The organism is Micromonospora sp. RV43, from assembly GCF_001029515.1.
GTDB classification, from domain to species: Bacteria; Actinomycetota; Actinomycetes; order Mycobacteriales; family Micromonosporaceae; genus Micromonospora; species Micromonospora aurantiaca.
Genome location: NZ_LEKG01000119.1, coordinates 1 through 23,419, shown reverse-complemented (window position 1 = coordinate 23,419; position 23,419 = coordinate 1). Strand labels below are relative to the sequence as shown.

The window sequence follows — 23,419 nt, the reverse complement described above, 5'->3', positions numbered from 1 at the left end:
CGGGTGGGGGTCGGTGCTCGGCATGCTGGTGTTCGCGGTGGCCACGGTGGCCTACTACGCCGCCTACGACCTGGGGTACCCCAACGGCTGGGCTCCGGTCGCCACGGCCGTCCTGGTGGCTCTGGTGGCGGCTACGGCACCTCTCCGCCCCGGGCCGACGCCGTCCGGTGCGGCATCAGCCGGCCCGGCGCTGCCCGCAACGGTCCGGGTCGCGGCCCTGGCCGGGCTCACCGCGCTGGCCGGGCTCGCCGCCGTGCTGCACGTGCCGCCCGCGCAGGCCCGGGCCACCACGACACCGGCGGCGGTACGCGTGGCCGCGTACAACATCCGGATGGGATTCGGCCTGGACGGCCGGCTGGACGTGGACGCGGTGGCCCGGGAGCTGCGCGGCGCGGACGTGGTGCTGCTCAGCGAGGTCGACCGGGGCTGGTGGCTCAACGGCGGCCACGACACGCTGGCGTTGGTGGCCGCGCGGCTGGGGATGCCGTACGTTTTCGCGCCCGCCGCCGACCCGGTCTGGGGCGACGCGGTGCTCAGCCGCTTCCCGATGCGCTCCGGGCAGACCCGGCGGCTGACCGCACACGGCGCGCCGACCGGGGCGCAGGCCCTCGGCGTCACGCTCGACCTCGGCGGCCGGGAACTGGCGGTGGTGGCCACGCACCTGCAACCGCCGCCCGGCCGGGATCCGGTCGAGCAGGCGGGCGAGGTGGCCGCGTTCGCCGGCCGGTACGCGAACGGCCGTCCACTGGTGCTCGGTGGTGACCTGAACACCGAGCCGGACGACCCGGCGTTCGCCGAGTTCACCCGCTCCGGGCTGGTGGACGCGCTGGCCGCGGCCCGGCCGCTGCGGACCAGCCCGGCCGACGATCCGCGCACCCAGATCGACCACGTCTTCGTGTCGCCGGGCCTGACCGCCACCGAGGTACGCGCGCCGCGCACCGAGGCCAGCGACCACCTCCCGGTGACGCTCACCGTCACGCTGCCCTGAGCCGCCGGACAACCGGTACCCGCCGCGCGGCCGCGGCCCGCCTCACAACCGGTCGGGAAGGACCAGCCGGTCACCGGCGAACGGCAGCAGCCAGCCGCCGCCCTTGGCGGTGGTGAAGTCCTCGTCCACGCGGCCGGTGAGCCGTTCCAGCGCGCCCGGGATCACCTTGCCCTGGCTGCACACGACCACCGTCCCGGCGGCCTGCGCCAGCGCGGTCAGCCGGGCCGCGGCAGCGAGCGCGCACTCCTCGACCTGCTGGCCCGGCGCCGGTTCGTCGAAGTCGCCGCAGACCTCGATCGGCAGGTCCAGCCGGGCCGCCGCCGGGTCCAGCGTCTGCACGCAGCGCCGGGCCGAGGCGGAGAACAGGCGGGCCGGGCGGACCAGCGCGACGAGCGGGACCAGCGCCCGTGCCTGCGCCCACCCCTGTTCGTCGAGCGGGCGGCCGTGGTCCGGGCCGGTCCAGGTGCCGCGCTTGCCGGCGTGCGCGTGCCGGACCAGCAGCACCGTGGCGGTGACCGGCGGCAGCGCCGCGAACGCGGCGATCACCTCGGCGTCGTGCGGGTAGCTGACCCGGCGTACCGCGTCGTCGACCGGGAACCAGGCCACGTCGTCGACCTCGGTGCCGGGCTGGAAACCGCCGGTGCCGGCCGCCCGCATGGACCAGTAGTCGACCGCCTTGGCGAGACCCTCGCTGCGGTAGCGGACGGTGGGCAGGCGTACCTGCGGCACGGCGCGGACGTCGGACTCCTCGGCCACCTCGCGGACGGCCGCCACGAGCGGGTGCTCGCCGCGGTCCAGCTTGCCCTTCGGCAGCGACCAGTCGCCGTACCGGGGGCGGTGCACGAGGCAGACCTCGACGCCGGCCGGACCCGGGCGCCACACCACGCCGCCCGCGGCCCGGATCCGTACCGGTTCGTCGTCGCTCACCCGCTCACCGTATGCCCGCCCGGCACGCGCCACGGCCCGGTCAGTCCGCCCGGCCGCCGACCCGCCGCAGCAACAGATCCTGGAGGTGGGTCAGCCGCACGTCGCCGTCGCCGGTACGCCGGTGCCAGGTGCCGTCCGCGGCCAGCTCGAACGCGTCCACGTCGGGATCGAACGCGGCGGTGAGGACGTGGTCCAGTTCGGCCCGGGCCACCGGGTCGCTCACCTGCACCAACGCCTCGACCCGGCGGTCCAGGTTGCGGTGCATCAGGTCGGCCGAGCCCATCCAGAACTCGGCGTCGCCGTTGTTGCCGAACCGGAAGATCCGGGAGTGTTCCAGGAACCGGCCGAGGATCGAGCGGACCCGGATGTTCTCCGACAGCCCCGGCACGCCCGGCCGCAGCGTGCACATGCCCCGGATCAGCAGGTCCACGTGCACGCCGGCCCGCGACGCCCGGTAGAGCGCATCGGTGATCTCCTCGTCCACCAGGGAGTTCACCTTGAACTGCACGAGTCCCGGCATGCCCAGCCGGACGTGCTCGATCTCCCGGTCGATGCGTTCGATCAGGCCGCTGCGGATGCCCTGCGGCGCCACCAGCAACCGCCGGAACGCGGTCTGCCGGCTGTAGCCGGTGAGCACGTTGAACAGGTCGGTCAGGTCCGCGCCGATCTCCGGGTCGGCGGTGAGCATGCCGAAGTCCTCGTAGAGCCGGGCCGTCTTCGGGTGGTAGTTGCCGGTGCCGATGTGGCAGTAGCGCCGGATCTGGTTGCCCTCCTGGCGTACCACCAGCGCGGTCTTGCAGTGCGTCTTGAGCCCCACCAGGCCGTAGACCACATGGCAGCCGGCCCGTTCCAGCGTGCGCGCCCAGCCGATGTTCGCCACCTCGTCGAAGCGCGCCTTCAGCTCGACCAGCACCACCACCTGCTTGCCGGCGGCGGCCGCGTCGACCAGCGCGTCCACGATCGGGGAGTCGCCGCTGGTGCGGTAGAGCGTCTGCTTGATGGCGAGCACGTTCGGGTCGGCCGCGGCCTGCTCGACGAAGCGCTGCACGCTCGTCGCGAACGAGTGGTACGGGTGGTGCACCAGCACGTCGCCGTCGCGCAGCGTGGCGAAGACGCTGCGCGGCACCTCGCCCTCGGCCAGCCGCGGATGGGTGGCCGGCACGAACGACGGGTCCTTCAGGTCGGGCCGGTCGGCCTCGCCGTACACCTGCCAGAGCGCGGACAGGTCGAGCAGGCCGCGGACCCGCAGCACGTCGTGGCCGTCCATGTCCAGCTCGCGGACCAGCAGCTCCAGCATGTGGTCGGAGATGGACGCGGCGACCTCCAGGCGTACCGGCGGGCCGAACCGGCGCCGGGCCAGCTCCCGTTCCAGCGCCTGGAGCAGGTCCTCGTCGCGGTCCTCGTCCACCTCCACCTCGGCGTTGCGGGTCACCCGGAACAGGTGGCACTCGACCACCTGCATGCCGGAGAACAGCTGGCCGAGGTGCACCGAGATGAGGTCCTCGACCGGCAGGAACCGCACGCCCTGCTGGTCGCGGTGCACCCGGACGAACCGGGGCACGTTGTTCGGCACCTTGACCCGGGCGAACAGCTCCGAGCCGCCGTCCGGGTCGCGCACCGACACGGCCAGGTTCAGCGACCGGCCCGAGATGTACGGGAACGGGTGCGCCGGGTCGACCGCCAGCGGGGTGAGCACCGGGAAGATGTGCTCCCGGAACCAGGTGCGCAGCCGCTCCCGCTCGGCGTCGTCCAGGTCGCTCCAGCGCAGGATGCGGATCTCCTCGGCGGCGAGCTTCGGCAGCACGTCGTCGACCAGGCAGGTGGCGTGCCGGGCGACCAGGCCGGCGGCCTTCTCGGTGATCAGGTCGAGCTGGGTGCGCAGCGGCAGCCGGTCGCCGCCGCGTACCGGCAGGCCGGCGGAGAGCCGCCGCTTCAACCCGGCGACCCGGACCATGTAGAACTCGTCCAGGTTGCTGGCGAAGATGGCCAGGAACTTCGCCCGTTCCAGCAGCGGGGTGCGCGGATCCTCGGCGAGCGCCAGCACCCGGGCGTTGAAGTCGAGCCACGACAGCTCCCGGTTGAGGAAGCGGTCCTCCGGCAGCGGCGGCGCGGTCGGCGGACCGGCGTCCGCGGCGGTCTCGCCGGCCGGGCCGGGGCCCTCCACCGGGTCGAGCGGCTCGTCCAGGCCGGTCGCGCCGGCCGCGTCCGGGTCGGCGCCGAGGCGCTCCTCCGGGGGCCGGGTCTGGCGGAACCGCCCGTCCGGGCCGCGGGTGGGGCGGCCGTTGCTGGGCGTGCCGGGGTCGAGGATCGGCGGCGGGCCGTCGGGGTGCTCGCGAGGGGTGCTCACCACCTCATGATTCCCCGATAAGGGTGAACGGAAAATGAACTCGGGCCAGGTTGTTCACGCCATCGTCGGCAAGGTCACCCGGACCACCTCGCCGTCGGCGTCCCGCTCGATCCGGACACGCTGCCCCAATCGGAGCAGCCGTAACCCGGAGGCGTCGAACGCGCGGGCCGGGAACGCCAGCTCGGTGCCGTCGTCGAGCAGCAGCACGCCGCTGCGGGTCGACGCGTCGTAGGTGGCCACCGTCCCCTGCATGCCAGCACCGTACCGGACCGCTCCGGCGACCCGGGCCAGCAGCACGGCGGTGCGCGGGCCCACGCCCAGCCCGGCGGCGTCGGCCAGGTCCGCCGGGGTGTCCACGTCCCGGCGCAGGCTGGGCCACTCCCCGGCGAGCGGCAGCGCCCCGCTCGCCGCGTGGGCCGCGGCCGAGCCCGGCCCGAACTGCGGCGCCAGCGGCGCACCGGCCGGCGCGGCGAGCAGCACTGTGCCTCCGCCCGGGGCATCAGCCACGAACCCGCGTACCCCCTGGGTGGCCCGCAGCGCGGCGGCCAGGTCGGCCGGTCGCAGCGCGGGCAGGTCGGCGGTCAGGCCGGCCACGGCGGCGCGCGGCCCGGCGACCGCCGCGCCGTGCCGGAACGCCGCGTTCAGGCCGCCGCCGGGGTCGGCGGCGACGCGGGCGCCCGCCGCGCCGGCTGCCGCGGCCACCCGCGGGTCGTCGGTGACCACGAGCACCCCGGCCACCGCCGGGCACGCCCGCACCGCGCGCAGCGTGTCGGCCGCCAGGGCCAGTGCCAGCTCCTCATGGGGTACGCCGGGCAGCGCGCCCCGCAGACGGCTCTTCGCCGCCGGAAGGCGCTTCACCGGCATCACCACGGTCCAGCGGGCCTCAGACACGCCGACCATCCTGCCAGCGGGAGCGCCGGTACCCGCACTGGCCGCAGCGGGGGCGAACAGGCATGATTCTGTGCCGGGGCGCGTGGGCGGATCGAGGAGGCACTGTGGCACGGCGGAGGCTGGGGTTCTGGCGACGACTCGCCGTGGTGCTGGTGAAGCCGCTGATGACGGTCTGGACCCGGCGCACCTGGCGGGGCATGGAGCACCTGCGCCGCGACGGCGGCGTGATCCTCGTGCCGAACCACATCTCGCACGCCGACCCGCTCGTGGTCGCGCACTACATCTACGACGCCGGGCGCTGGCCGCGCTTCCTCGGCAAGGCCAGCGTGTTCCGGGTGCCGGTGGTCGGCTGGATCCTGCACCGCTGCCAGCAGATCCCGGTCGAGCGGGGCACCGTCGAGGCGGTCAAGTCGCTCGACAAGCTCGTCGCCGCGCTGGCCGAGGGCGGCGCCGTGGTGATCTACCCGGAGGGCACCACCACCCGGGAGCCGGACCTGTGGCCGATGAAGGGCAAGACCGGCGCGGCCCGTCTGGCGCTGGCCACCGGCGCCCCCGTGGTCCCGATCGCGATGGTCGGCCCGGAACGGATGTTCGACCCGCGTACGGCCCGGTTCGGGCTGCGCCCGCGTACCCCGGTGACGGTGATCGCCGGGCCGCCGGTGGACCTGAGCCGCTGGGCCGGCGCCACGCCGACCCGGCCGATCCTGGAGGAGATGACGGACACCATCATGCTGCGCATCCGGGATCTGGTCGCGGAGATCCGCGGCGGCACACCACCGCCGCTCTGGCAGCGGCCCGCCCGCACCGGCACCCGGGAGGTCACCGAATGAGCGGGCACGTCGCCGTGCTGGGCGCCGGTTCCTGGGGGACCGCGTTCGCCAAGATCCTCGCCGACGCCGGGCGGGACGTGACGGTCCTGGCCCGCCGGGTCGCAGTGGCCGAGGCGATCCGGACCGGGCGGCACAACCCGGAGTACCTGCCGGGGATCCGCCTGCCCGAGCGGGTGACAGCCACCGGCGACGCCGCCGAGGCGATCGAGGGGGCCGAGGTGGTGGTGCTCTCGGTGCCCTCGCAGACGCTGCGCGGCAACCTCGCCGACTGGACGCCGTACCTGGCGCCGGACGCCACGCTCGTGTCGCTGATGAAGGGCATCGAGCTGGGCACCACCAAGCGGATGAGCCAGGTGATCACCGAGACCGCCGGGGTGCCCGCCGACCGGGTGGTGGTCGTCTCCGGGCCCAACCTGGCCCCGGAGATCGCCGCCGAGCAGCCGGCCGCCACTGTGGTCGCCGGCACCGACAGCCGCCGGACCGCGCTGGTGCAGGCGTCCATCCGGACGCCGTACTTCCGCCCGTACACGAACGACGACGTGATCGGCTGCGAGCTGGGCGGCGCGGTGAAGAACGTGATCGCGCTGGCGTACGGCATCGCCACCGCGATGGGCTTCGGCGACAACACCCGGGCCATGCTGATGACCCGCGGCCTGGCCGAGACCGCCCGGCTGGGCGTGGCGCTCGGCGCCGACCCGATCACGTTCGCCGGGCTGGCCGGCATGGGTGACCTGGTCGCCTCCTGCTCGTCGCCGATGGCCCGCAACCGCACCTTCGGCGAGCACCTGGGCCGGGGCGAGACGCTGGAGCAGGCCCAGGCGGCCACCCGGCAGACCGCCGAGGGCGTCAAGAGCTGCCTGGCCATCCGCGACCTGGCCCGGACGCACGGCGTCGAGATGCCGATCACCGAGCAGATCGAGCGGATCTGCCACGAGGGGATGGATCCGCGCCTGGCGGTGGACGCGCTGATGAGCCGTACCGCCAAGCCCGAGTCGTACGAGTGAGCGGAGCCGGGATGACGAACGAGGACTGGGGCGACGGCACGCGCAGCGTGCACGCCGGCCTGCCGGACGCGGCACCCGGCCAGCCGTTCCTGCCCGGCCCGGTCTTCGCCGCGCCGTACCACCTGGACCCCGAGCGCGGCCCGTCGGCGGCGGTGGACGGGTACGGGCGGCCCGACAACCCCACCCGGCGGCTGCTGGAGACGGCGATCGGCGAGCTGGAGGGCGGCGACTGCCGGGTCTTCGCCAGCGGCCAGGCCGCCATCACCGGGCTGCTGCTGACAGTGCTGCGCCCCGGCGACACGGTGCTGCTGCCCGCCGACGGCTACTTCTCGGTGCGCTCGTTCGCCTCGGACACGCTGGAACAGCTCGGCGTACGTGTGGTGCTCGTGCCGACGGCCGGGCCGTACCCGTCGTTCGACGGCGTACGGCTGGTGCTGCTGGAGACCCCGGCGAACCCCGGCCTGGACGTCGCCGACGTTCCGGCGGTGGCCGCCGCCGCACGCGCCGCCGGCGCGCTGGTGGCGGTGGACAACACCACCGCCACGCCGCTCGGGCAGCGCCCGCTGGACCTCGGCGCGGACGTGGTGGTCGCCTCCGGCACGAAGGCGCTGACCGGCCACTCGGACCTGCTGCTGGGCTACCTGGCCACCCGGGACGCCGGGCTGCGGGACGCGGCGACCGCCTGGCGCAACGCCACCGGCGGGGTGCCGGGCGCGTTCGACTGCTGGCTGGCCCACCGCTCGCTGGCCACGCTCGACCTGCGGCTGGCCCGGCAGACCGCGAACGCGCGGGCGCTGGCCGACCTGCTCGCGGCCCGCCCGGACGTCACCGGCGTGCGCTGGCCCGGACGGCCGGACGACCCGGCGTACCCGGTCGCGTCGGCCCAGATGCGGCGCGTACCGGGTGTGCTCTCGTTCGACCTGGGCGACGAGCGCCGGGTGGCCCGGTTCCTCGGCGCCGCCCGGCTGGTGGCCGCGGCCACCTCGTTCGGCGGGCTGCACACCACGGCCGACCGGCGCGCTCAGTGGGGCGATGACACGACGCCGGGCTTCGTGCGGTTCTCCTGCGGCATCGAGGACACCGACGACCTGCTCGCCGACGTGACGGCGGCGCTCGACGCGGCGGGCTGACGGCGTGACGGCCACTGGGCTAAGGTGACGGGCAGCCACGGCCCGTGCGGCCCCGACCCGAGGAGGTGAGTCCGATCCACCAGCAGAGGACCGGCGCTCCCTCCGAGTCCGCGTCGCTTCGGGGCTGAGGCGACGCCGGGGGCGCCGACGAGCGCTTCCCGAAAGGCTTGCCATGGCATCCACCGTGTTCACCCCCGATCGTCCGGCCCTCGTCCGGCGGCTGCGCGCCGCCGGCTGCGTCTTCGCCGAGGACGAGGCGGAACTGCTGATCGCCGCCGCCGACTCCGCGCAGTCGCTGACCCGGCTCGTCGACCGTCGCGTCGCCGGCCTGCCGCTGGAGCACCTGCTCGGCTGGGCCGAGTTCTGCGGCCGGCGGATCGCCGTCCACCCGGGGGTCTTCGTGCCGCGGGGCCGGACCGCGCTGCTCGTCGACGCGGCGGCGGCGCTGGCCGGGCCGGCACCGGTGGTGCTCGACCTGTGCTGCGGCTCCGGCGCCGCCGCCGTGGTGCTGCACGAACGGCTGACGCCCCGCTGGCTGGCCGCCGCCGACATCGACCCGGTGGCGGTGGCCTGCGCGCGGCGCAACCTCGAACCGCTCGGCGTTCCGGTCTACCAGGGCGACCTGTTCGACGGGCTGCCGGCCGGCCGCCGCGGAACGCTGGACCTGGTGGTGGCCAACGCGCCGTACGTGCCGACCGCCGCGGTGGCCTCGCTGCCGGCCGAGGCGCGCCTGTACGAGGCGCCGGTGGCACTGGACGGCGGCACTGACGGCCTGGCCGTGCTGCGCCGGGTCGCCTCCGGCGCGGCCGAGTGGCTCGCCCCGGGCGGGCACGTCGTGGTCGAGTCGAGCGTCGCGCAGGCCCCGGAGCTGTGCGCCGCGTTCACCGCCGTCGGGCTGGAGCCGACGGTGGTCCGCGACGAGGAGCGGGAGGCCACAGCGGTCACCGCCCGCCGCCCCGGCTGACCGCGGCGGGGGAGTCCTCGCGGTGACGTGGCGGGTCGGCCGGGCGGGAACTAGCCTCGGGTCAGGCGCGGCGGGAGGCGGTGGCGGTGGGCAGCGCAGGTGTGCCGGTGGTGGTGGGGCTGGACAACGGGGGCACGAGCGACAACGCCACAGTGCTGACCGTCGACGGTCGGTTCCTGGTGGACGGGCTGCTGGAGATCCCGAGCGAGGTCGGCGCCGGGCCGGAGGCGGCCGTGGAGGCGCTCGCGCGGGCGTTCGACGGCGTGCTGGCGCACACCGGCGTACCGCGTGACCTGGTCCGCGCCGTCGGGCTGGACACGCCCGGCCCGGCCAGCGCCACCGGCGTGATCTCGTCCCGCGGCTCGACGAACTTCTCCCAGCCCGCCTGGCGGGGCTTCGACGTGCGCACCGCCCTGGAACGGCGGCTGGGCCTGCCCGTGGTGTACGCCAACGACGGCAACGCCGCCGCCCTCTACGCCCACCACGTGCACTTCGGCACCGAGGCGATGGCCCGGTCGTCGGTGTCCGCGATCGTCGGCACCGGGCTCGGCGGCGGCGTGGTGGAGTCCGGCCGGGTGGTCGGCGGCGCGGCCGGCATGGCCGGCGAGTTCGGGCACGTGCACATCCCGCTGGACGGACTGGTGGAGCCGGACCAGGCGGCGCCGGTCTGCGCCTGCGGCTTCACCGGGGACGCGGAGAGCGTCGCCTCGCTCACCGCGATCCGGCGCAACCTGCTGCCGTACTGGCTGGCCCGGCATCCGGAGCATCCGCTCGCGGCGGAGGAGCCGGACCGGGCGGCGAAGCTGCTGCGCGGCTACGGCGAACGCGGCGACCCGCTGGCCCGCCTGGTGTTCACCCAGCAGGCCAAGGCGCTGGGCCGGCTGTTCACCATCGCGGCGAACTTCACCGACCCGCACGCCTACTTCGTCGGCGGGGGTGTGGTGGAGGCGGCGCCGGAGTTCCGGGACTGGTTCCTCGCCGCGGTCGCCGAGCACACGGTGCTCCGGGAGGAGCAGCGGGCGGTGGCCACCTTCGCGCTGGTGCCGGACCGGGACATGGCCGGCGCGCGCGGGGTGGCCATCGCGGCGCTGGAGGCGGTGCGCGGCATCGTCACCGCCGCCGCCCCGCTCGGCTGACGCCGTCGCCTGACGGGCCGCTCAGCCGGTCAGGCGCGCGGCGGTGCCGCGGTGAACGCGGCCCAGGCGTGCGGCGGGAACACCAGCACCGGGCCGGCCGGGTCCTTCGAGTCGCGGACCGCCACCGCGCCGGTCAGCGGCGCCATCTCCACGCACGCGCCCTCGTCGCCGCTGTGGCTGCTCTTGCGCCAGCGGGCCGGTGTGGGGGTCGTGTGGTTCGTGCCGTTCATCTGGTCACCTCTCGTTCAGCAGGCGGAGGAGCTGGTCCCGACTGGCCGCCGGGCTCAGCGCCACGGTCCGCAGGTGCTCCATGATCTTGGCGCAGGTTCGCAGGTCACCCGGCCGGTCGAGGACCATCTGCCCGGCGACTGTCTCCACCGAGGCGATGATCGGGTCCTCCGGGTCGGCGAACTCCAGGATGTGCAGCGATCCCCGGGTGCCCCTGTGGTAGCCGGCGGCCAGCGGGATCACCTGCACCGTGACGTTCGGCAGCTCGGCCATCTTCAGCAGGTGCTGGAGCTGGCCGGACATGACCGAGCGGTCACCGACCGGGCGCAGCAGCGCGCCCTCGTCGATGATGGCGTCGAGGATCGGCGGCTCTGCGCCGGAGAGCCGCTGCTGGCGGTCCAGCCGTAGCTGGACCCGCTGCTCCACCTGCTCGTCGGTGAGCGTGTGCGGCCCGCCGCGCATCACCCCGCGGATGTAGTCGGCGGTCTGGAGCAGACCGGGCACCACCGACGGTTCGAAGTTCGCGATGCCGGTGGCCTCGGCCTCCAGCGCGATGAAGTCGATGGTGCGTTGGTCCAGCAGGTACGAATAGGACACCCACCAGCCCGGCTTACGGGCGTCCTTCGCCAGCTGCACCGCCGCGGCGATGTCGGCCGGGCCCACGCCGTAGCTGGTGAGCAGCGCGCGCACGGTGGCGGGACTGACGAGCGTCTGCGCGTTCTCGTAACGGGACAGCGTGCTCCGGGTGCTGTTGATCTCGTCGGCCGCGGCCTCCAGGGTGAGGCCGGCGGCCTCCCGGTGGGTCCGCAGGGCGATGCCGAGCCGTCGGGCCCGGGCGGTCTTCGGCGCCATGCATCGATAGTCGCACATCCCGTGGGAACGTGGGCATGAGAGAAAGTCGATGAGAGTTGCATTCACGCCGGTGAACCTGTCAATGTGTGACGGCGTCCTCACCGCCGGTTGTCGTGGCGACGGTGGCGGTGAGCGACCGGAGGGGATGGGGCGCGCGGTGGTCGGATTTTTCACTCCCCCACGATCCGACCGCCGCGTGCCCCTGCCGGTCCACGAGACGGGAGGGGTTCCGCGGTGACCAGGTTCCTCGTGGTCCTGACCGACGTGCGTCCACCGGACGGTGCCCGCCGTGACGAACGGACCAGCCCGGAACGCCGCCGTCAGGTGGTCGGCGCGAGCAGCCGCGAGGCGGCCGACCGGATCGCCGGCGCGTTCATGGCGCTGGGCATGGTGCGGGCCGGCCGGCAGCGGGTGAAGGTCATCGCGGTGGGCCGCCGGCCCCGGCACCCGGCCTTCTGACGCGCACCGTTCCGTTACTCCCTGTATAGGTCTCCTTGACCGTTTGCCACGCGACTCCGCGTCTCCCCGGGTAACGACCACCGCTTGCGGCAACGCACAGTAAGGTCAGTCGGGTGAGCGCCACCGGCGAGCACGGCCAGCCGCAGTCGCGAACGATGAGGTGACCATGACCACCCCAGGCAAGACCCGTGTGGCGATCGTCTTCGGCGGCCGCAGCCCCGAGCACGGCATCTCCTGCGTCAGCGCCGGCAGCGTGCTGGCCGCGCTCGACCCGGACGAGTTCGAGGTGGTCCCGGTCGGCATCACCCGGCAGGGCCAGTGGGTGCTCGCCAGCGGCGACCCGAGCGGGCTCGCCATCGCCGACCGCAAGCTGCCCGAGATCACCGCCGGCTCCGGCGCCGAGCTGGTGCTGCGCGCCGATCCCGCCGTCGGCGGCCTGATGGTGCTCGACCCGGCCCAGGGGCCGGTCGCGCTGGCCGACGTGGACGTGGTCTTCCCGGTGCTGCACGGCGCGTACGGGGAGGACGGCACGATCCAGGGCATGCTGGAGATGGCCGACATCCCCTACGTCGGCGCGAACGTCTTCGCCTCCGCCGCGGCCATGGACAAGGAGTTCACCAAGAAGCTCTGCGCCGCCGAGGGCATCCCGGTCGGCCCGTACGCGGTGCTGCGCGCCGGGATGTCGCTGAGCGACGAGGACAAGGAGCGCCTCGGGCTGCCCGTCTTCGTCAAGCCGTCCCGGGCCGGCTCCTCGTTCGGCATCACCAAGGTCGACGACTGGGCGGACCTGGACGCCGCGCTCGTCACCGCCCGCGAGATCGACAGCAAGGTGCTCGTCGAAGGCGCCGTGGTCGGCCGCGAGATCGAGTGCGGCGTGCTGGAGGGCGAGGCCGGCGGCGCGCCGGAGGCCTCCGTGCTGGCCGAGGTGCGGATGATCGGCGACCGCGACTGGTACGACTTCGAGGCCAAGTACATCTTCGCCGACGAGGTCTGCGAGTACGACGTGCCCGCCGACCTGCCCGAGCCGGTGGCCCGGCAGGTGCGCGACTACGCCACCCGGGCCTTCACCGCGCTCGACTGCTCCGGGCTGGCCCGGGTCGACTTCTTCGTGACCCCGCAGATGGACGTCTACCTCAACGAGATCAACACGATGCCGGGCTTCACCCCGACGTCGATGTTCCCGCGGATGTGGTCGGCCAGCGGGCTGGAGTACCCGAAGCTGGTCAACCGGCTGATCCGTACCGCCCTGCACCGCCGCGCCGGCCGCTGACCGCCCGTAGCGCCCCGCCGGCCGCTGGGCCGGCCGGGCGCGTCAGGCGGAGCAGCCCGAGGGGGCCTGCTTCGCCGAGGGGACCGAGCTGACGATCGTGTCGGAGATCGAGGTCACCCACTGCAACGGCGGCTCGTACGACTTCGGCACCCGCACCCGGATCGGGGTCTCCCGGTCGACCGTGGTCAGCACCGTGGCGTCGGCCTCCTGCGCCGCGTGCCAGCAGACCTGGTTGACCTTCCACACCTCGTCGGTGGGCGGGAACTGCGCCGGGCTGCCGCCGCAGGCCACCGTCAGCGCCGGGTCGCCGTACGCGGCGTTCTGCTCCGGGCCCGCGGTGACCGGGCGCTGCGTCAGGTCACGCACGCTGTCCGGGAGCTGCGACATCAGGGCCCGGCACAGGACGGTCGGGCGCTCGGCCAGCGCCGGGGCGGGCATCTCGACCGGCGCGCTCGACTGGGCCCGAGGGCTCGCCGACGCGCTCGGCCCGGCGTCCGGCGACTCCGGGGCCAGCTTGGCGAACGTGAACCCGGCGACCGCCACGGTCACCGGCACCGCGACGAGCGTCGCCCAGAGCGCGGCACGGCGGGTGGCGCCGTCCCGGCGGGGGGAGGTGTCCTTCTCGTCCACTTACAGCCGCACCACCGAACACGTGAGGGTGCGGGTGATGCCGGGCACCATCTGCACCTTGCTGACGATGAGTTTGCCGAGCTCGTCGACGGTGTTCGCCTCGGTGAGCACGACCACGTCGTACGGCCCGGTGACGGCGTCGACCCGTACCACGCCGGCCAGGTCCGCGATCAGACCGGCCACGTCACGCGCCCGGCCGACCTCGGTCTGGATGAGGATGTACGCCTGTACCACGACTCGACCTCCGTCCGTCGCCTCCGGGCGACCCGAAGGGTGAAACTACCGTACTGAGCGGCCGTGATCCCTATCGGTTGCCGGTCGGACGCGGTGAGCGAGCACACGCCGGTACGGACAGGGGTGGGACGTGCGGAACGACGCAGCGGAGCGAGGGACGGAATGACTGTCACTGATGTCGGCGAGTTCGGCCTGATCGACCGGGTGACCGCCCGGCTGGCGCAGGGACAGAGCTGCCTGCTCGGCCCCGGCGACGACGGCGCGGTGGTGGCCGCACCGGACCGGCGGGTGGTCGCCTCGACCGACGTGCTGGTGGAGGGGCGGCACTTCCGCCGCGACTGGTCGTCGGCGCGGGACGTGGGGCACCGGGCGGCGGCGGCCAACCTCGCCGACATCGCCGCCATGGGCGCCACCCCGACCGCGCTGCTGGTCGCGCTCTGCATGCCGGCCGAGCTGGACCCGGCCTGGGCCGAGGAACTGGCCGACGGGCTCGGCGCGGAGGCGGCGCTGGTCGGCGCGAGCGTGGTCGGCGGGGACATGTCCGGCAGCCCGACGCTCACCGTCGCGGTGACGGCGCTCGGCGACCTGGCCGGCCGCGACCCGGTGGTGCGCTCCGGCGCCCGCCCCGGCGACGTGGTGGCGCTGGCCGGGCGCACCGGCTGGTCTGCGGCCGGCTACACCGTGCTGTCCCGGGGTTTCCGCACGCCCCGGCTGCTGGTCGAGGCGTTCCGCCGCCCCGAGGTGCCGTACGCCGCCGGACCCGCTGCCGCCGCGGCCGGGGCCACCGCCATGATCGACGTGTCGGACGGGCTGCTGGCCGACCTCGGGCACGTGGCGACCGCCAGCGGCGTGGCGATCGACGTGAGCCGCGACGCGTTCGAGGTGCCCCGGCAGATGCGGGACGCGGCGCAGGCGCTCGGCGTCGACCCGTACACCTGGATCCTGGCCGGCGGCGAGGACCACGCGCTGGCGGCGACGTTCCCGGCGGACGCCGCGCTGCCCGAGGGCTGGCGGCCGGTCGGGCGGGTGGCGGCCGGCACCGGGATCACCGTCGACGGTGCCGCCTACAGCGGCCCGCGCGGCTGGGACCACTTCCGCCGGACGGCGGAATAACCGGTACAGCCGCCGGACGGCGGAATAGCCGGCACAGCCGGCGGACGGGGAGACCAGCGGGCCCGGAGTGATCTGCGTCCGACCCCGGGCCGCCGGGCCGGGCCGGGGCCGGCGGCGGTCGTAACCTGGCACGGTGAGCGAGATCGAGATCCGGGAGCGGCGCTTCGACGCGCCCGAGTCGCAGGCGCTGATCCGGGCGGCGCTGGCCGACCTCGGCGCCCGGTACGGCGGCAGCGGCGACGAGACCCCTGTCGACGCGGCCGAGTTCACCCCGCCGGACGGCGCGTTCCTCGTCGCCTACCTGGACGGGCGGCCGGTGGGCTGCGGCGGCTGGCGCAGCCACGGCGAGGACGGCGACACGGCCGAGCTGAAGCGGATGTACACCGACCCGGCGGCCCGGGGCCGGGGCGTGGCCCGCTCGGTGCTCGGCGCGGTCGAGCGGTCCGCCCGCGACCACGGCCGCAAGCGGATCGTGCTGGAGTGCGGCGACAAGCAGCCCGAGGCGATCGCCATGTACACCTCGGCCGGCTACGAGCGGATCCCGAACTTCGGCTTCTACAAGGACGCCCCGGGCTGCCTGTCGTACGGCCGCACGCTCTAGCCGACCGAGATGCGGATCTCGCTCGCGGCGCGGCGGGCGGCGTTCGCGGCCTCGTCCGGGGTGGCGCCCCAGGCCATCAGGTGCCCGCTGCGGTGCGCCGAGGAGAGCAGCTCCGGCACTGTCTGACCGACCTTCGTCTCCACCTGCACGTCGAGCACGCCCGGCACGCGCAGCGCGTCGCGCCTGCCGTCCACGGCGGTGACCCGGCCGGGCGGCGCGATCAGGAACTCGATCGCCGCGGCGCCGGTCGCCCGCGCCGGCAGCGCCGGCCGTTCGCCGCGCAGGATCCGCAGGTACGCCTCGATGACGTCCCGCTCGTAGGCGATCGAGATGAGCGCGGTGATCATGTCGCCGGGCATCCGGGCCGCACACTCCACGAGCGTCGGCACGCCGTCGGCGAGGATCCATTCGCTGTGCAGCATGCCGCTGCGGAAGCTGGCCGCCTCGGCGAGACGTACCGCTGCGGCGCGCAGCGCGTCGTGCGCGTCGGCGGGCAGCGCGGACGGCACGGTGTGGCCGGTCTCGACCGGGTAGCGGCCGCCGGCGATCCGCTTGTCGGTGACGTTGGCGAAGACCACCTCGCCGTCGGCCACGAGCAGCTCCACGCTGTGCTCGGAGCCGACGAGCAGTTCCTCGACCAGCACACCCGTGGGCAGGCCGCGCCCGGTGGCCTCGGCCGGGTCGGGCGGGGCGGCGCTCGCCGCCCAGCGGGCCGGAACCTCGGCCGGGTCGGTGATCAGCTGCACGCCCAGGCTGCCCGAGCGGCGGGTGGGCTTGAGCACGCACCGGCCGCCGTGCGCCAGCGCGAACTCCACCGCCCGCGCCGGGTCGTCGACCAGCTCGTACGCCGGGTTGGCCAGGCCGATCCGGTCGGCGAGCAGCCGCATCCGGTGCTTGTCGGAGAAGACGTCGGCGGCCTCGACCCCGGCGCCGGGGAGGCCGAGCCGCTGGGCGAGCCGGGCGGTGGCGCCGACCGCGTACTCCAGGCCGGGCAGGACCAGCCGGGCGTCGGCGAGGCCCGGCTCACGGGCGAGCAGGGCGTCCGGGTCGAAGCCGGTCTGGTACTCGGCCGCGACGAGGCGCCCGATCATCGGCAGCCGCTCGGCGAACCGGGCCAGGTCGCGGCGGGCGATCACGTCCGGCTCCTCGACCAGCACCACGCTGCCGCGCGGCAGTTCCTGGTCGAACCAGCTCAGTGAGCCGAACGACGCGCCCACCACCACCAGTTGCTCGCGCCCCAGATCGAGGTCCACCGGTCATCCTCCCCACGGCTCGCGCCGGAACCGGACGGCCGGCGCAGCAGCACCCTAACCGGCTCGTACCAGCGGGTCGCCGTACGGTCGGTCAGGGGTGCGGGGGCGGTCGGTGGATACCGGGCGACGGACCGCCGGGACACGACAGAAGCCGGCGGACCCCGAAGGGATCCGCCGGCGACCGACGATGTTCCGGTGGCGCTACCGCGTCAGGCGCGGGTGACCTTGCCGGCCTTGATGCACGAGGTGCAGACCTGCAACTTCTTGGTGGTGCCACCACCGGCCGGGGTACGCACCGACTGGATGTTCGGGTTCCAGCGGCGGTTGGTCCGCCGGTGCGAGTGGGACACGTTGTGGCCGAAGCCCGGCCCCTTGCCACAGACGTCGCACACGCTAGCCACGGGATACTCCTGGGATTGAAACGTTCATGAGGTCGCCGCCAGGCGCTGCCCGGGCAACCTGGTCAGGTTACCCGATGACAGTCGGTACGCCCAACCGGCCCTTTCGCGAGCCCACCCAGCGTACCGGCGTCCCGGCCGGGCCGTCGGCCGGGGCGGACACGCGGCGGACGACCCCGGCGCGTGTCGGTGTGCGCCAGTAGGCTTCCCGACGTGCTGGAGACCCTCGACGCCGCAGCGGTACGCCGCTGGTGCGCGAGCGGGCTGGCCGCTCTCCGGGCGCACCAGGGCGAGATCGACGACCTGAACGTCTACCCGGTGCCCGACGGCGACACCGGCACCAACCTGGTGCTCACGTTCACCTCGGCCCAGCAGGCCCTAGCCATGGATCTCGGCACCCTTCCCGACGACGGGCACACCCCGCACGGGCACGCCTTGCGGCTGATGGCCCGGGGCGCGTTGCTCGGGGCGCGCGGCAACTCCGGCGTGATCCTCTCGCAGATCCTGCGCGGCCTCGCCGACACGCTCGCCGCCGTGCCCGCGGTGCGCGGGCGGCAGCTCGCCGACGCGCTGGCCGACGCCACCACCGCCGCCTACGCCGCTGTCGCCCGGCCGGTCGAGGGCACGCTGCTGAGCGTGGTCGCCGCCGCGGCCCACGCGGCCCGCCGGGCGGACAGCGACGACCTGCGCGCCGTGGCCCGGGCCGCCGCCGAGGCGGCGGCGCACGCGCTGGCGCGTACCCCCGAGCAGTTGCCGGAGCTGGCCCGCGCGGGCGTGGTCGACGCCGGCGGGCGCGGCCTGTGCCTGTTGCTGGACGCGCTCGTCGAGGTGATCACGGGGGAGAGCCCGGGGCAGCCGGCGTCCACGCCGCCCGCCCGCCGCGCGCCGGTCACCGCCGTGCGGGAGAGCGGCTCCGACGCGTACGCCTACGAGGTGCAGTACCTGCTCGACGCGACCGACGAGGCGGTGAACCGGCTGCGCGCCGAGCTGGACGCGCTCGGCGACTCCGTGGCGATCGTCGGCGACGGCGCCGGCACCTGGAACGTGCACGTGCACGTCAACGACATCGGGGCGGCGGTCGAGGCGGGCGTGGTCGCCGGCCGCCCGCACCGGATCGGCGTGACCCGCTTCGCCGACCAGACCGCGCCGGCACCGGGGCCGCAGGTGGCGCTGCCCGACGGGCGGGCCGCCGTGGTGGTGGCCACCGGCGCGGGCATCGCGGAGCTGTTCGCCGCCGAGGGCGCCGTGGTGGTGCCCGCCAACCCGTCCACCGGTGAGCTGCTCGACGCGATCCGGGCCACCGGCGCCGCCCGGGTGGTGGTGCTGCCGAACGACCCGAACACCCAGTCGGTGGCGAGCGCGGCGGCCAAGGAGGCGCACGGCCTCGGCATCAAGGTGAGCGTGGTGCCGACCCGCTCGCCGGTGCAGGCGCTCGCGGCGCTCGCCGTACGCGATCCGAAGCGGCGGTTCGAGGACGACGTGATCGCGATGGCCGAGGCGGCCGGCGCCTGCCGGTACGCCGAGGTGTGCCACGCCGCCCGGGAGGCGCTCACCGTCGCCGGCCCGGCCCGCCCGGGTGACGTGCTGGCCCTGGTCGAGGGCGAGGTGCACCTGATCGGGCAGGATCTGGTCGACACCTGCACCGCTGTGGTGGACCGGATGCTCGGCGGTGGCGGCGAGCTGGTCACGCTGCTCTGCGGCGCCGACGCGCCGGCCGGGCTGGCCGACCGGGTCCGCGCGCACGTCGAGGGGGCCTGGCCGTTCGTCGAGGTGCAGGCGTACGAGGGCGGGCAGCCGCACTATCCGCTCCTGGTGGGGGTCGAATGACTGGTGAGGCGGCCACTGTGGACACGCCGCTGAAGAAGCTGGTCGGCGAGCGCACCGCGAAGGCGCTGGCCGGGCATCTCGACCTGCACACCGCGGGCGACCTGATCTACCACTTCCCGCGCCGGTACGACGAGCGCGGCGAGCACACCGACATCCGCTCGCTCGACGTGGGGGAGCAGGTCACGGTGCTCGCCCAGGTGCAGCGCACAGCGGTGCGCCCGATGCGCCAGCGGCGCGGCAACCTGCTGGAGGTCACCGTCGGCGACGGCTCCGGCGGCGTACTCACCTGCACGTTCTTCGGCAACCAGGCGTGGCGGGAGCGGGAGCTGCGGCCCGGCCGGTGGGGGCTGTTCGCCGGCAAGGTGACCGAGTTCCGGGGCAAGCGGCAGCTCAACGGCCCGGAGTACGTCCTGCTCGGTGAGGGCGGCGAGGGCGAGGCGGCCGCAAACGAGGAGGTCGAGGAGTTCGCCGGGGCGCTGATCCCGGTCTACCCGGCCGCGGCGGCGGTCCCGACCTGGGTGATCGCCCGCTGCGTCCGCGTCGTACTCGACACGTTCACCCCGCCGGAGGACCCGCTGCCGGCCACCGTGCGGGCCACCCGCAACCTGGCCGACATCGGCACCGCGCTGCGCGAGATCCACCGTCCGACCAGCAAGGAGGCGCTCTACCGGGCCCGCCGCCGGCTGAAGTGGGACGAGGCGTTCGCCGTGCAGCTCACGCTGGTGCAGCGCAAGCAGCGGGCGGCGGCGTCCCCAGGGCGGGCCCGGCCGGCGAAGGCGGGCGGGCTGCTCGACGCGTTCGACGCCCGGCTGCCGTACGAGCTGACCTCCGGCCAGCAGGTCGTCGGGCGGGAGATCGCCGCCGACCTGGCCCGGCCGCACCCGATGCACCGGCTGCTCCAGGGCGAGGTGGGCTCCGGCAAGACGGTGGTGGCGCTGCGCGCCATGCTGCAGGTGGTCGACGCCGGTGGGCAGGCCGCGCTGCTGGCCCCGACCGAGGTGCTCGCCGCCCAGCACCACAGGGGCATCCTCGACCTGCTCGGCCCGCTCGGCCGGGCCGGTGAGCTGGGCGCCGCCGACGACGCCACGCGGGTGGAGCTGGTCACCGGCTCGCTCGGCGCGGCGGCCCGGCGCCGGGCGCTGGTCGAGGTGGCCGAGGGACGCGCCGGCATCGTGCTCGGCACGCACGCCCTGCTCTACGAGGGCGTCGACTTCCACGACCTCGGCCTGGTGGTGGTGGACGAGCAGCACCGCTTCGGCGTGGAGCAGCGCGACGCGCTGCGCGCCAAGGCCGAGCAGCCGCCGCACGTGCTGGTGATGACCGCCACCCCGATCCCGCGCACCGTGGCCATGACCGTCTACGGCGATCTGGAGACCTCCACGCTGTCCCAGCTCCCGCAGGGCCGCTCGCCGATCGCCTCGCACGTGGTCCCGGCCGCCGAGAAACCGGCGTTCCTCGACCGGGCCTGGCGCCGGCTGCGCGAGGAGGTCACGAAGGGCCACCAGGCGTACGTGGTGTGCCCGCGTATCGGTGAGGGGCCGGTGTCGGACGAGGAGCCGCCGCGGGAGGACGACAACGGCCGCCGCCCGCCGCTGGCGGTGACCGAGGTGGCCCCGCTGCTGGCCGAGGGGCCGCTGCACGGGCTGCGGATCGGGGTGCTGCACGGGCGGCTGCCTGCGGACGAGAAGGACGCGGTGATGCGCGCGTACGCCGACGGCGAGCTGGACGTGCTGGTCGCGACCACAGTGGTCGAGGTCGGCGTGAACGTGCCGAACGCAACAGTGATGATCGTGCTGGACGCCGACCGGTTCGGCGTCTCCCAGCTGCACCAGTTGCGCGGCCGGGTGGGCCGGGGCTCGGCCGCCGGTCTCTGCCTGCTGGTCACCGAGGCGGCCGAGGGTTCGTCCGCGCGGGAGCGGCTGGACGCGGTCGCCTCCACCACCGACGGCTTCAAGCTCGCCGAACTCGATCTGGAGCAGCGCCGGGAGGGCGACGTGCTGGGCGCGACCCAGTCCGGCCGGCGTTCGCACCTGCGGCTGCTGTCGCTGCTGCGCGACACCGAGCTGATCCGCGACGCGCGGGCCGAGGCGATCGAACTGGTCGAGGACGACCCGGATCTTTCCCGGCATCCGGCGCTGGCGGCGTCGGTCGCCGCGCTCGTCGACGAGGAGCGGGCCGAATACCTGGAGAAGGGCTGACGCGCGGGCTCGCACGGCGCCCCGGTGCGGCCTCGCGGGACTGCGGCACGGGCGTCGCGTGCCTAGGCTCGCGCAGATGTCGACACCATCACTCGAACACGGCGTGCTGCTTCTGACCCGCGGCGACGAACTCGCTGTGGACCGGGTCGCCGGAGTCGCCGACGAGGCGTCCGGCCGGCTGTGCACGGCGGCGACGCGGTTCCAGATCGCGTCGATCAGCAAGCAGATGGCCGCAGTGGCGGTGCTGCTGCTCGCCGAGCGGGGGGCGCTGAGCCTGTCCGATCCGGTGGTACGCCGGCTGCCCGGCACGCCGCCGCCGGAGTGGTCCGGCATCACGCTGCACCACCTGCTCACCCACACCTCCGGCCTGGGCCACTGGGAGGACTACCCGGCGATCGACCTGCACGGGCCGGCCGAGCCGGACGAGCTGCTCGACCGGTTCGCGGCGCTGCCGCCGCTGTTCCGGCCCGGCGCGGGGTGGCACTACAGCAGCCCCGGCTACGTGCTGCTGGCCCGGACCGTCGAGCGCGTGGCCGACCGGCCGTACGCCGAGTTCCTCGCCGACGAGGTCTTCGCGCCGCTGGGCATGACCGGTAGCTTCGCCGGTGCGGGCGACGGACGGCCGGACGTGGCGGTCGGACACGTGGGCGGCCGTCCGGTGCCGTCGTGGGACCTGGCGACCGTCAGCATGGGCGCGGGTGACGTCTGGTGCACCGGCGCGGACCTGCTCACCTGGCTGGACGTACCGCGCCGGGGCCGGCTGCTCGCCCCGGACCCGGTGGCGGCGATGACCGCGCCGCACGCGCCCACCGGACGCCCCGACGAGGCGTACGGCTACGGCTTCTTCGTCGGCCCGCTGGCCGGCCGGCGGGCGTTGCACCACTCCGGGGACAACGGCGGCTACAAGGCGTTCGCCGCCTGGCTGCCCGAATCCGACCAGCGGCTCGTCCTGCTGACCAACCGGGCCGAGGTCGATCCGAGAACGATCACGTCGGCGGTCGACACTCCCGAGGCGCGGTGATCCACGCGGGGTCCGGCCGGGCGGGTGGCCGACGCGTCACCGGGCCGGGCGTCGCGTAGCGTCGGGGCATGCGCAGGGAGCGACGGTGACCCGGATCGTGGCCGGCACGCTCGGCGGCCGGCGGATCGCCGCGCCACCAGGCGCCGGCACCCGTCCCACCTCGGACCGGGTCCGTGAGGCGCTGTTCAGCGCCGTGCACTCCCACGTCGACCTGGACGGGGCGCGCTTCGCCGACCTGTACGCCGGTTCCGGCGCGGTCGGTCTGGAGGCGCTGTCCCGGGGCGCGGCCCACGTCCTGCTCGTCGAGTCCGACGCGCGGGCCGCCCGGGTGATCCGGGAGAACATCGCCGCGCTCCGGGCCGCGCCGGCCGCGCGCCTGGTCACCGGCAAGGTCGCCACCGTGCTGGCGGCCGGACCCACCGACGGGCCGTACGACGTGGTCTTCGCCGATCCGCCGTACGCGGTGCCGGACGCCGAGATCACCGCGATGCTGTCCGCGCTGGTCGACGGCGCCTGGCTCGCCCCGGACGCCCTGGTGGTCGTCGAGCGGTCCAGCCGTACCGGACCGGTCACGTGGGTGGAAGGTGTCACTCCGGAGCGCAGCAGACGTTACGGCGAGACCACTCTTTGGTACGGTCGCCGATCATGAGACGTGCGGTCTGCCCGGGCTCGTTCGACCCGGTCACCAACGGACACCTCGACATCATCGGCCGGGCCAGCCGGTTGTTCGACGAGGTGATCGTCGGAGTGCTGGTCAACCAGTCGAAGCAGGGCCTGTTCACCGTCGAGGAGCGGATCGCCATGCTCCGCGAGGTGACCGCCTCGTACGACAACGTCCGGGTGGAGTCGTTCCGCGGCCTGCTCGTCGACTTCTGCCGCGCCCAGCAGGCGAGTGTGCTGATCAAGGGCCTGCGTGCGGTGAGCGACTTCGACTACGAGCTGCAGATGGCGCAGATGAACATCGGCCTGGCCGGCGTGGAGACGCTCTTCATGCCGACCAACCCGCTCTACTCGTTCATCTCGTCCAGCCTGATCAAGGACGTGGCGAAGTGGGGCGGCGACATCTCCGCCCACGTCCCCGACCTGGTCCGAGCCCAGCTCGCCACCCGCCTCCGCCC

At 74.7% G+C, this 23,419-nt stretch carries 24 protein-coding genes and 1 pseudogene; 15 read left to right on the top strand and 10 right to left on the bottom strand.

The features are described from left to right. Positions 1-988: endonuclease/exonuclease/phosphatase family protein (locus tag ABD52_RS25165; protein WP_047893455.1), on the top strand; the 988-nt coding region annotated here is incomplete at its 5' end. Positions 989-1,030: 42 nt separating this feature from the next. On the opposite strand, the gene ABD52_RS25160 is transcribed toward ABD52_RS25165, so the two are convergent. The 4 genes and pseudogenes from ABD52_RS25160 to cofC form a co-directional block, all read right to left on the bottom strand. After that, positions 1,031-1,948 carry an NUDIX hydrolase gene (locus ABD52_RS25160; protein ID WP_047893453.1) on the bottom strand — a complete coding sequence of 306 codons (918 nt, stop codon included), beginning with the start codon at positions 1,946-1,948 and terminating at the stop codon, positions 1,031-1,033. Positions 1,949-1,955: 7 nt separating this feature from the next. Beyond that, positions 1,956-4,100, bottom strand: coding sequence for an RNA degradosome polyphosphate kinase (locus ABD52_RS25155; protein ID WP_235437550.1), 2,145 nt, complete (start codon positions 4,098-4,100; stop codon positions 1,956-1,958). Positions 4,101-4,316: 216 nt separating this feature from the next. Then, on the bottom strand, positions 4,317-4,514 hold the full coding sequence (locus ABD52_RS41025) for a cold-shock protein (protein ID WP_043330566.1): 198 nt from the start codon (positions 4,512-4,514) through the stop codon (positions 4,317-4,319). Positions 4,515-4,553: 39 nt separating this feature from the next. After that, a pseudogene (gene cofC / locus ABD52_RS41020) lies at positions 4,554-5,162 on the bottom strand (2-phospho-L-lactate guanylyltransferase); the annotation flags it as partial. A 95-nt stretch (positions 5,163-5,257) separates the two neighbouring features. Between cofC and ABD52_RS25145 the strand changes: the two are divergent. From ABD52_RS25145 to ABD52_RS25125, 5 genes are all read left to right on the top strand, one after another. Then, positions 5,258-5,983 (top strand): 1-acyl-sn-glycerol-3-phosphate acyltransferase, encoded by a 726-nt coding sequence (locus ABD52_RS25145; protein WP_013284537.1) that lies wholly within the window; start codon positions 5,258-5,260, stop codon positions 5,981-5,983. Next, positions 5,980-6,987, top strand: a complete 1,008-nt coding sequence (locus tag ABD52_RS25140) for an NAD(P)H-dependent glycerol-3-phosphate dehydrogenase (RefSeq protein WP_047893451.1) — start codon at positions 5,980-5,982, stop codon at positions 6,985-6,987. The genes ABD52_RS25145 and ABD52_RS25140 overlap by 4 nt, the downstream gene beginning before the upstream one ends. Positions 6,988-6,998: 11 nt before the next feature. Further along, a complete protein-coding gene (locus tag ABD52_RS25135) occupies positions 6,999-8,117 on the top strand; it encodes a cystathionine gamma-lyase (RefSeq protein ID WP_047893450.1) in 1,119 nt (372 codons plus the stop codon). Positions 8,118-8,289: 172 nt separating this feature from the next. Next, positions 8,290-9,081 carry a putative protein N(5)-glutamine methyltransferase gene (locus ABD52_RS25130; RefSeq protein ID WP_047893449.1) on the top strand — a complete coding sequence of 264 codons (792 nt, stop codon included), beginning with the start codon at positions 8,290-8,292 and terminating at the stop codon, positions 9,079-9,081. 86 nt (positions 9,082-9,167) lie between these two features. After that, on the top strand, positions 9,168-10,217 hold the full coding sequence (locus ABD52_RS25125; protein ID WP_013284541.1) for an ROK family protein: 1,050 nt from the start codon (positions 9,168-9,170) through the stop codon (positions 10,215-10,217). A 29-nt stretch (positions 10,218-10,246) separates the two neighbouring features. On the opposite strand, the gene ABD52_RS25120 is transcribed toward ABD52_RS25125, so the two are convergent. Both ABD52_RS25120 and ABD52_RS25115 read right to left on the bottom strand, forming a co-directional pair. Further along, complete coding sequence (locus tag ABD52_RS25120; protein ID WP_013284542.1) at positions 10,247-10,447, bottom strand: DUF397 domain-containing protein; 201 nt, start codon at positions 10,445-10,447, stop codon at positions 10,247-10,249. Between the two features lie 4 nt (positions 10,448-10,451). After that, positions 10,452-11,297, bottom strand: a complete 846-nt coding sequence (locus ABD52_RS25115; protein ID WP_013474343.1) for a helix-turn-helix transcriptional regulator — start codon at positions 11,295-11,297, stop codon at positions 10,452-10,454. A gap of 234 nt (positions 11,298-11,531) precedes the next feature. Between ABD52_RS25115 and ABD52_RS25110 the strand changes: the two genes are divergently transcribed. Next, a complete protein-coding gene (locus ABD52_RS25110) occupies positions 11,532-11,756 on the top strand; it encodes a hypothetical protein (protein WP_013284544.1) in 225 nt (74 codons plus the stop codon). Between the two features lie 166 nt (positions 11,757-11,922). Further along, on the top strand, positions 11,923-13,026 hold the full coding sequence (locus ABD52_RS25105) for a D-alanine--D-alanine ligase family protein (protein WP_013284545.1): 1,104 nt from the start codon (positions 11,923-11,925) through the stop codon (positions 13,024-13,026). Positions 13,027-13,068: 42 nt separating this feature from the next. Here ABD52_RS25105 and ABD52_RS25100 read toward each other — a convergent pair whose 3' ends face one another. After that, entirely contained in the window at positions 13,069-13,656 is a 588-nt protein-coding gene (locus tag ABD52_RS25100) for a DUF3515 family protein (protein WP_013284546.1), read from the bottom strand. Beyond that, the gene (locus ABD52_RS25095; protein ID WP_013284547.1) at positions 13,657-13,890 is read right to left on the bottom strand and encodes an Lrp/AsnC ligand binding domain-containing protein; all 234 of its coding nucleotides are present in this window, start codon (positions 13,888-13,890) and stop codon (positions 13,657-13,659) included. A 162-nt stretch (positions 13,891-14,052) separates the two neighbouring features. On the opposite strand from ABD52_RS25095, the gene ABD52_RS25090 reads away from it, so the two are divergent. Together ABD52_RS25090 and ABD52_RS25085 are read left to right on the top strand one after the other, a co-directional pair. Beyond that, positions 14,053-15,003, top strand: a complete 951-nt coding sequence (locus ABD52_RS25090; RefSeq protein ID WP_047893448.1) for a thiamine-phosphate kinase — start codon at positions 14,053-14,055, stop codon at positions 15,001-15,003. 133 nt (positions 15,004-15,136) lie between these two features. Then, positions 15,137-15,604 (top strand): GNAT family N-acetyltransferase, encoded by a 468-nt coding sequence (locus ABD52_RS25085; RefSeq protein WP_030270009.1) that lies wholly within the window; start codon positions 15,137-15,139, stop codon positions 15,602-15,604. Here the strand turns inward: ABD52_RS25085 and ABD52_RS25080 are convergent. Beyond that, positions 15,601-16,857, bottom strand: coding sequence for an ATP-grasp domain-containing protein (locus tag ABD52_RS25080; protein WP_047893447.1), 1,257 nt, complete (start codon positions 16,855-16,857; stop codon positions 15,601-15,603). The genes ABD52_RS25085 and ABD52_RS25080 overlap by 4 nt on opposite strands. 209 nt (positions 16,858-17,066) lie before the next feature. Next, a complete protein-coding gene (gene rpmB / locus ABD52_RS25075) occupies positions 17,067-17,258 on the bottom strand; it encodes a 50S ribosomal protein L28 (protein WP_013284551.1) in 192 nt (63 codons plus the stop codon). Between the two features lie 210 nt (positions 17,259-17,468). Between rpmB and ABD52_RS25070 the strand changes: the two genes are divergently transcribed. From ABD52_RS25070 to coaD, 5 genes are all read left to right on the top strand, one after another. Further along, the gene (locus ABD52_RS25070) at positions 17,469-19,082 is read left to right on the top strand and encodes a DAK2 domain-containing protein (protein ID WP_047893446.1); all 1,614 of its coding nucleotides are present in this window, start codon (positions 17,469-17,471) and stop codon (positions 19,080-19,082) included. Continuing rightward, positions 19,079-21,280 (top strand): ATP-dependent DNA helicase RecG, encoded by a 2,202-nt coding sequence (gene recG, locus ABD52_RS25065; RefSeq protein ID WP_047893445.1) that lies wholly within the window; start codon positions 19,079-19,081, stop codon positions 21,278-21,280. Before ABD52_RS25070 ends, recG begins: the two co-directional genes overlap by 4 nt. 76 nt (positions 21,281-21,356) lie before the next feature. Continuing rightward, complete coding sequence (locus ABD52_RS25060) at positions 21,357-22,301, top strand: serine hydrolase (protein ID WP_047893444.1); 945 nt, start codon at positions 21,357-21,359, stop codon at positions 22,299-22,301. Between the two features lie 85 nt (positions 22,302-22,386). After that, entirely contained in the window at positions 22,387-22,950 is a 564-nt protein-coding gene (gene rsmD, locus ABD52_RS25055) for a 16S rRNA (guanine(966)-N(2))-methyltransferase RsmD (RefSeq protein ID WP_013284555.1), read from the top strand. Beyond that, positions 22,947-23,419 (top strand): pantetheine-phosphate adenylyltransferase (gene coaD / locus ABD52_RS25050; RefSeq protein WP_013284556.1); only part of this gene is annotated, 473 nt, incomplete at its 3' end. The genes rsmD and coaD, both read left to right, overlap by 4 nt.

Coding starts and splice junctions, on each gene's coding strand:
- ABD52_RS25135 (WP_047893450.1), top strand. CDS start 6,999: ATGACGAACGAGGACTGGGGCGACGGCACGCGCAGCGTGCACGCCGGC.
- ABD52_RS25120 (WP_013284542.1), bottom strand. CDS start 10,447: ATGAACGGCACGAACCACACGACCCCCACACCGGCCCGCTGGCGCAAG.
- ABD52_RS25090 (WP_047893448.1), top strand. CDS start 14,053: ATGACTGTCACTGATGTCGGCGAGTTCGGCCTGATCGACCGGGTGACC.
- ABD52_RS41025 (WP_043330566.1), bottom strand. CDS start 4,514: ATGCAGGGGACGGTGGCCACCTACGACGCGTCGACCCGCAGCGGCGTG.
- ABD52_RS25140 (WP_047893451.1), top strand. CDS start 5,980: ATGAGCGGGCACGTCGCCGTGCTGGGCGCCGGTTCCTGGGGGACCGCG.
- recG (WP_047893445.1), top strand. CDS start 19,079: ATGACTGGTGAGGCGGCCACTGTGGACACGCCGCTGAAGAAGCTGGTC.
- ABD52_RS25060 (WP_047893444.1), top strand. CDS start 21,357: ATGTCGACACCATCACTCGAACACGGCGTGCTGCTTCTGACCCGCGGC.
- ABD52_RS25105 (WP_013284545.1), top strand. CDS start 11,923: ATGACCACCCCAGGCAAGACCCGTGTGGCGATCGTCTTCGGCGGCCGC.
- ABD52_RS25115 (WP_013474343.1), bottom strand. CDS start 11,297: ATGGCGCCGAAGACCGCCCGGGCCCGACGGCTCGGCATCGCCCTGCGG.
- ABD52_RS25130 (WP_047893449.1), top strand. CDS start 8,290: ATGGCATCCACCGTGTTCACCCCCGATCGTCCGGCCCTCGTCCGGCGG.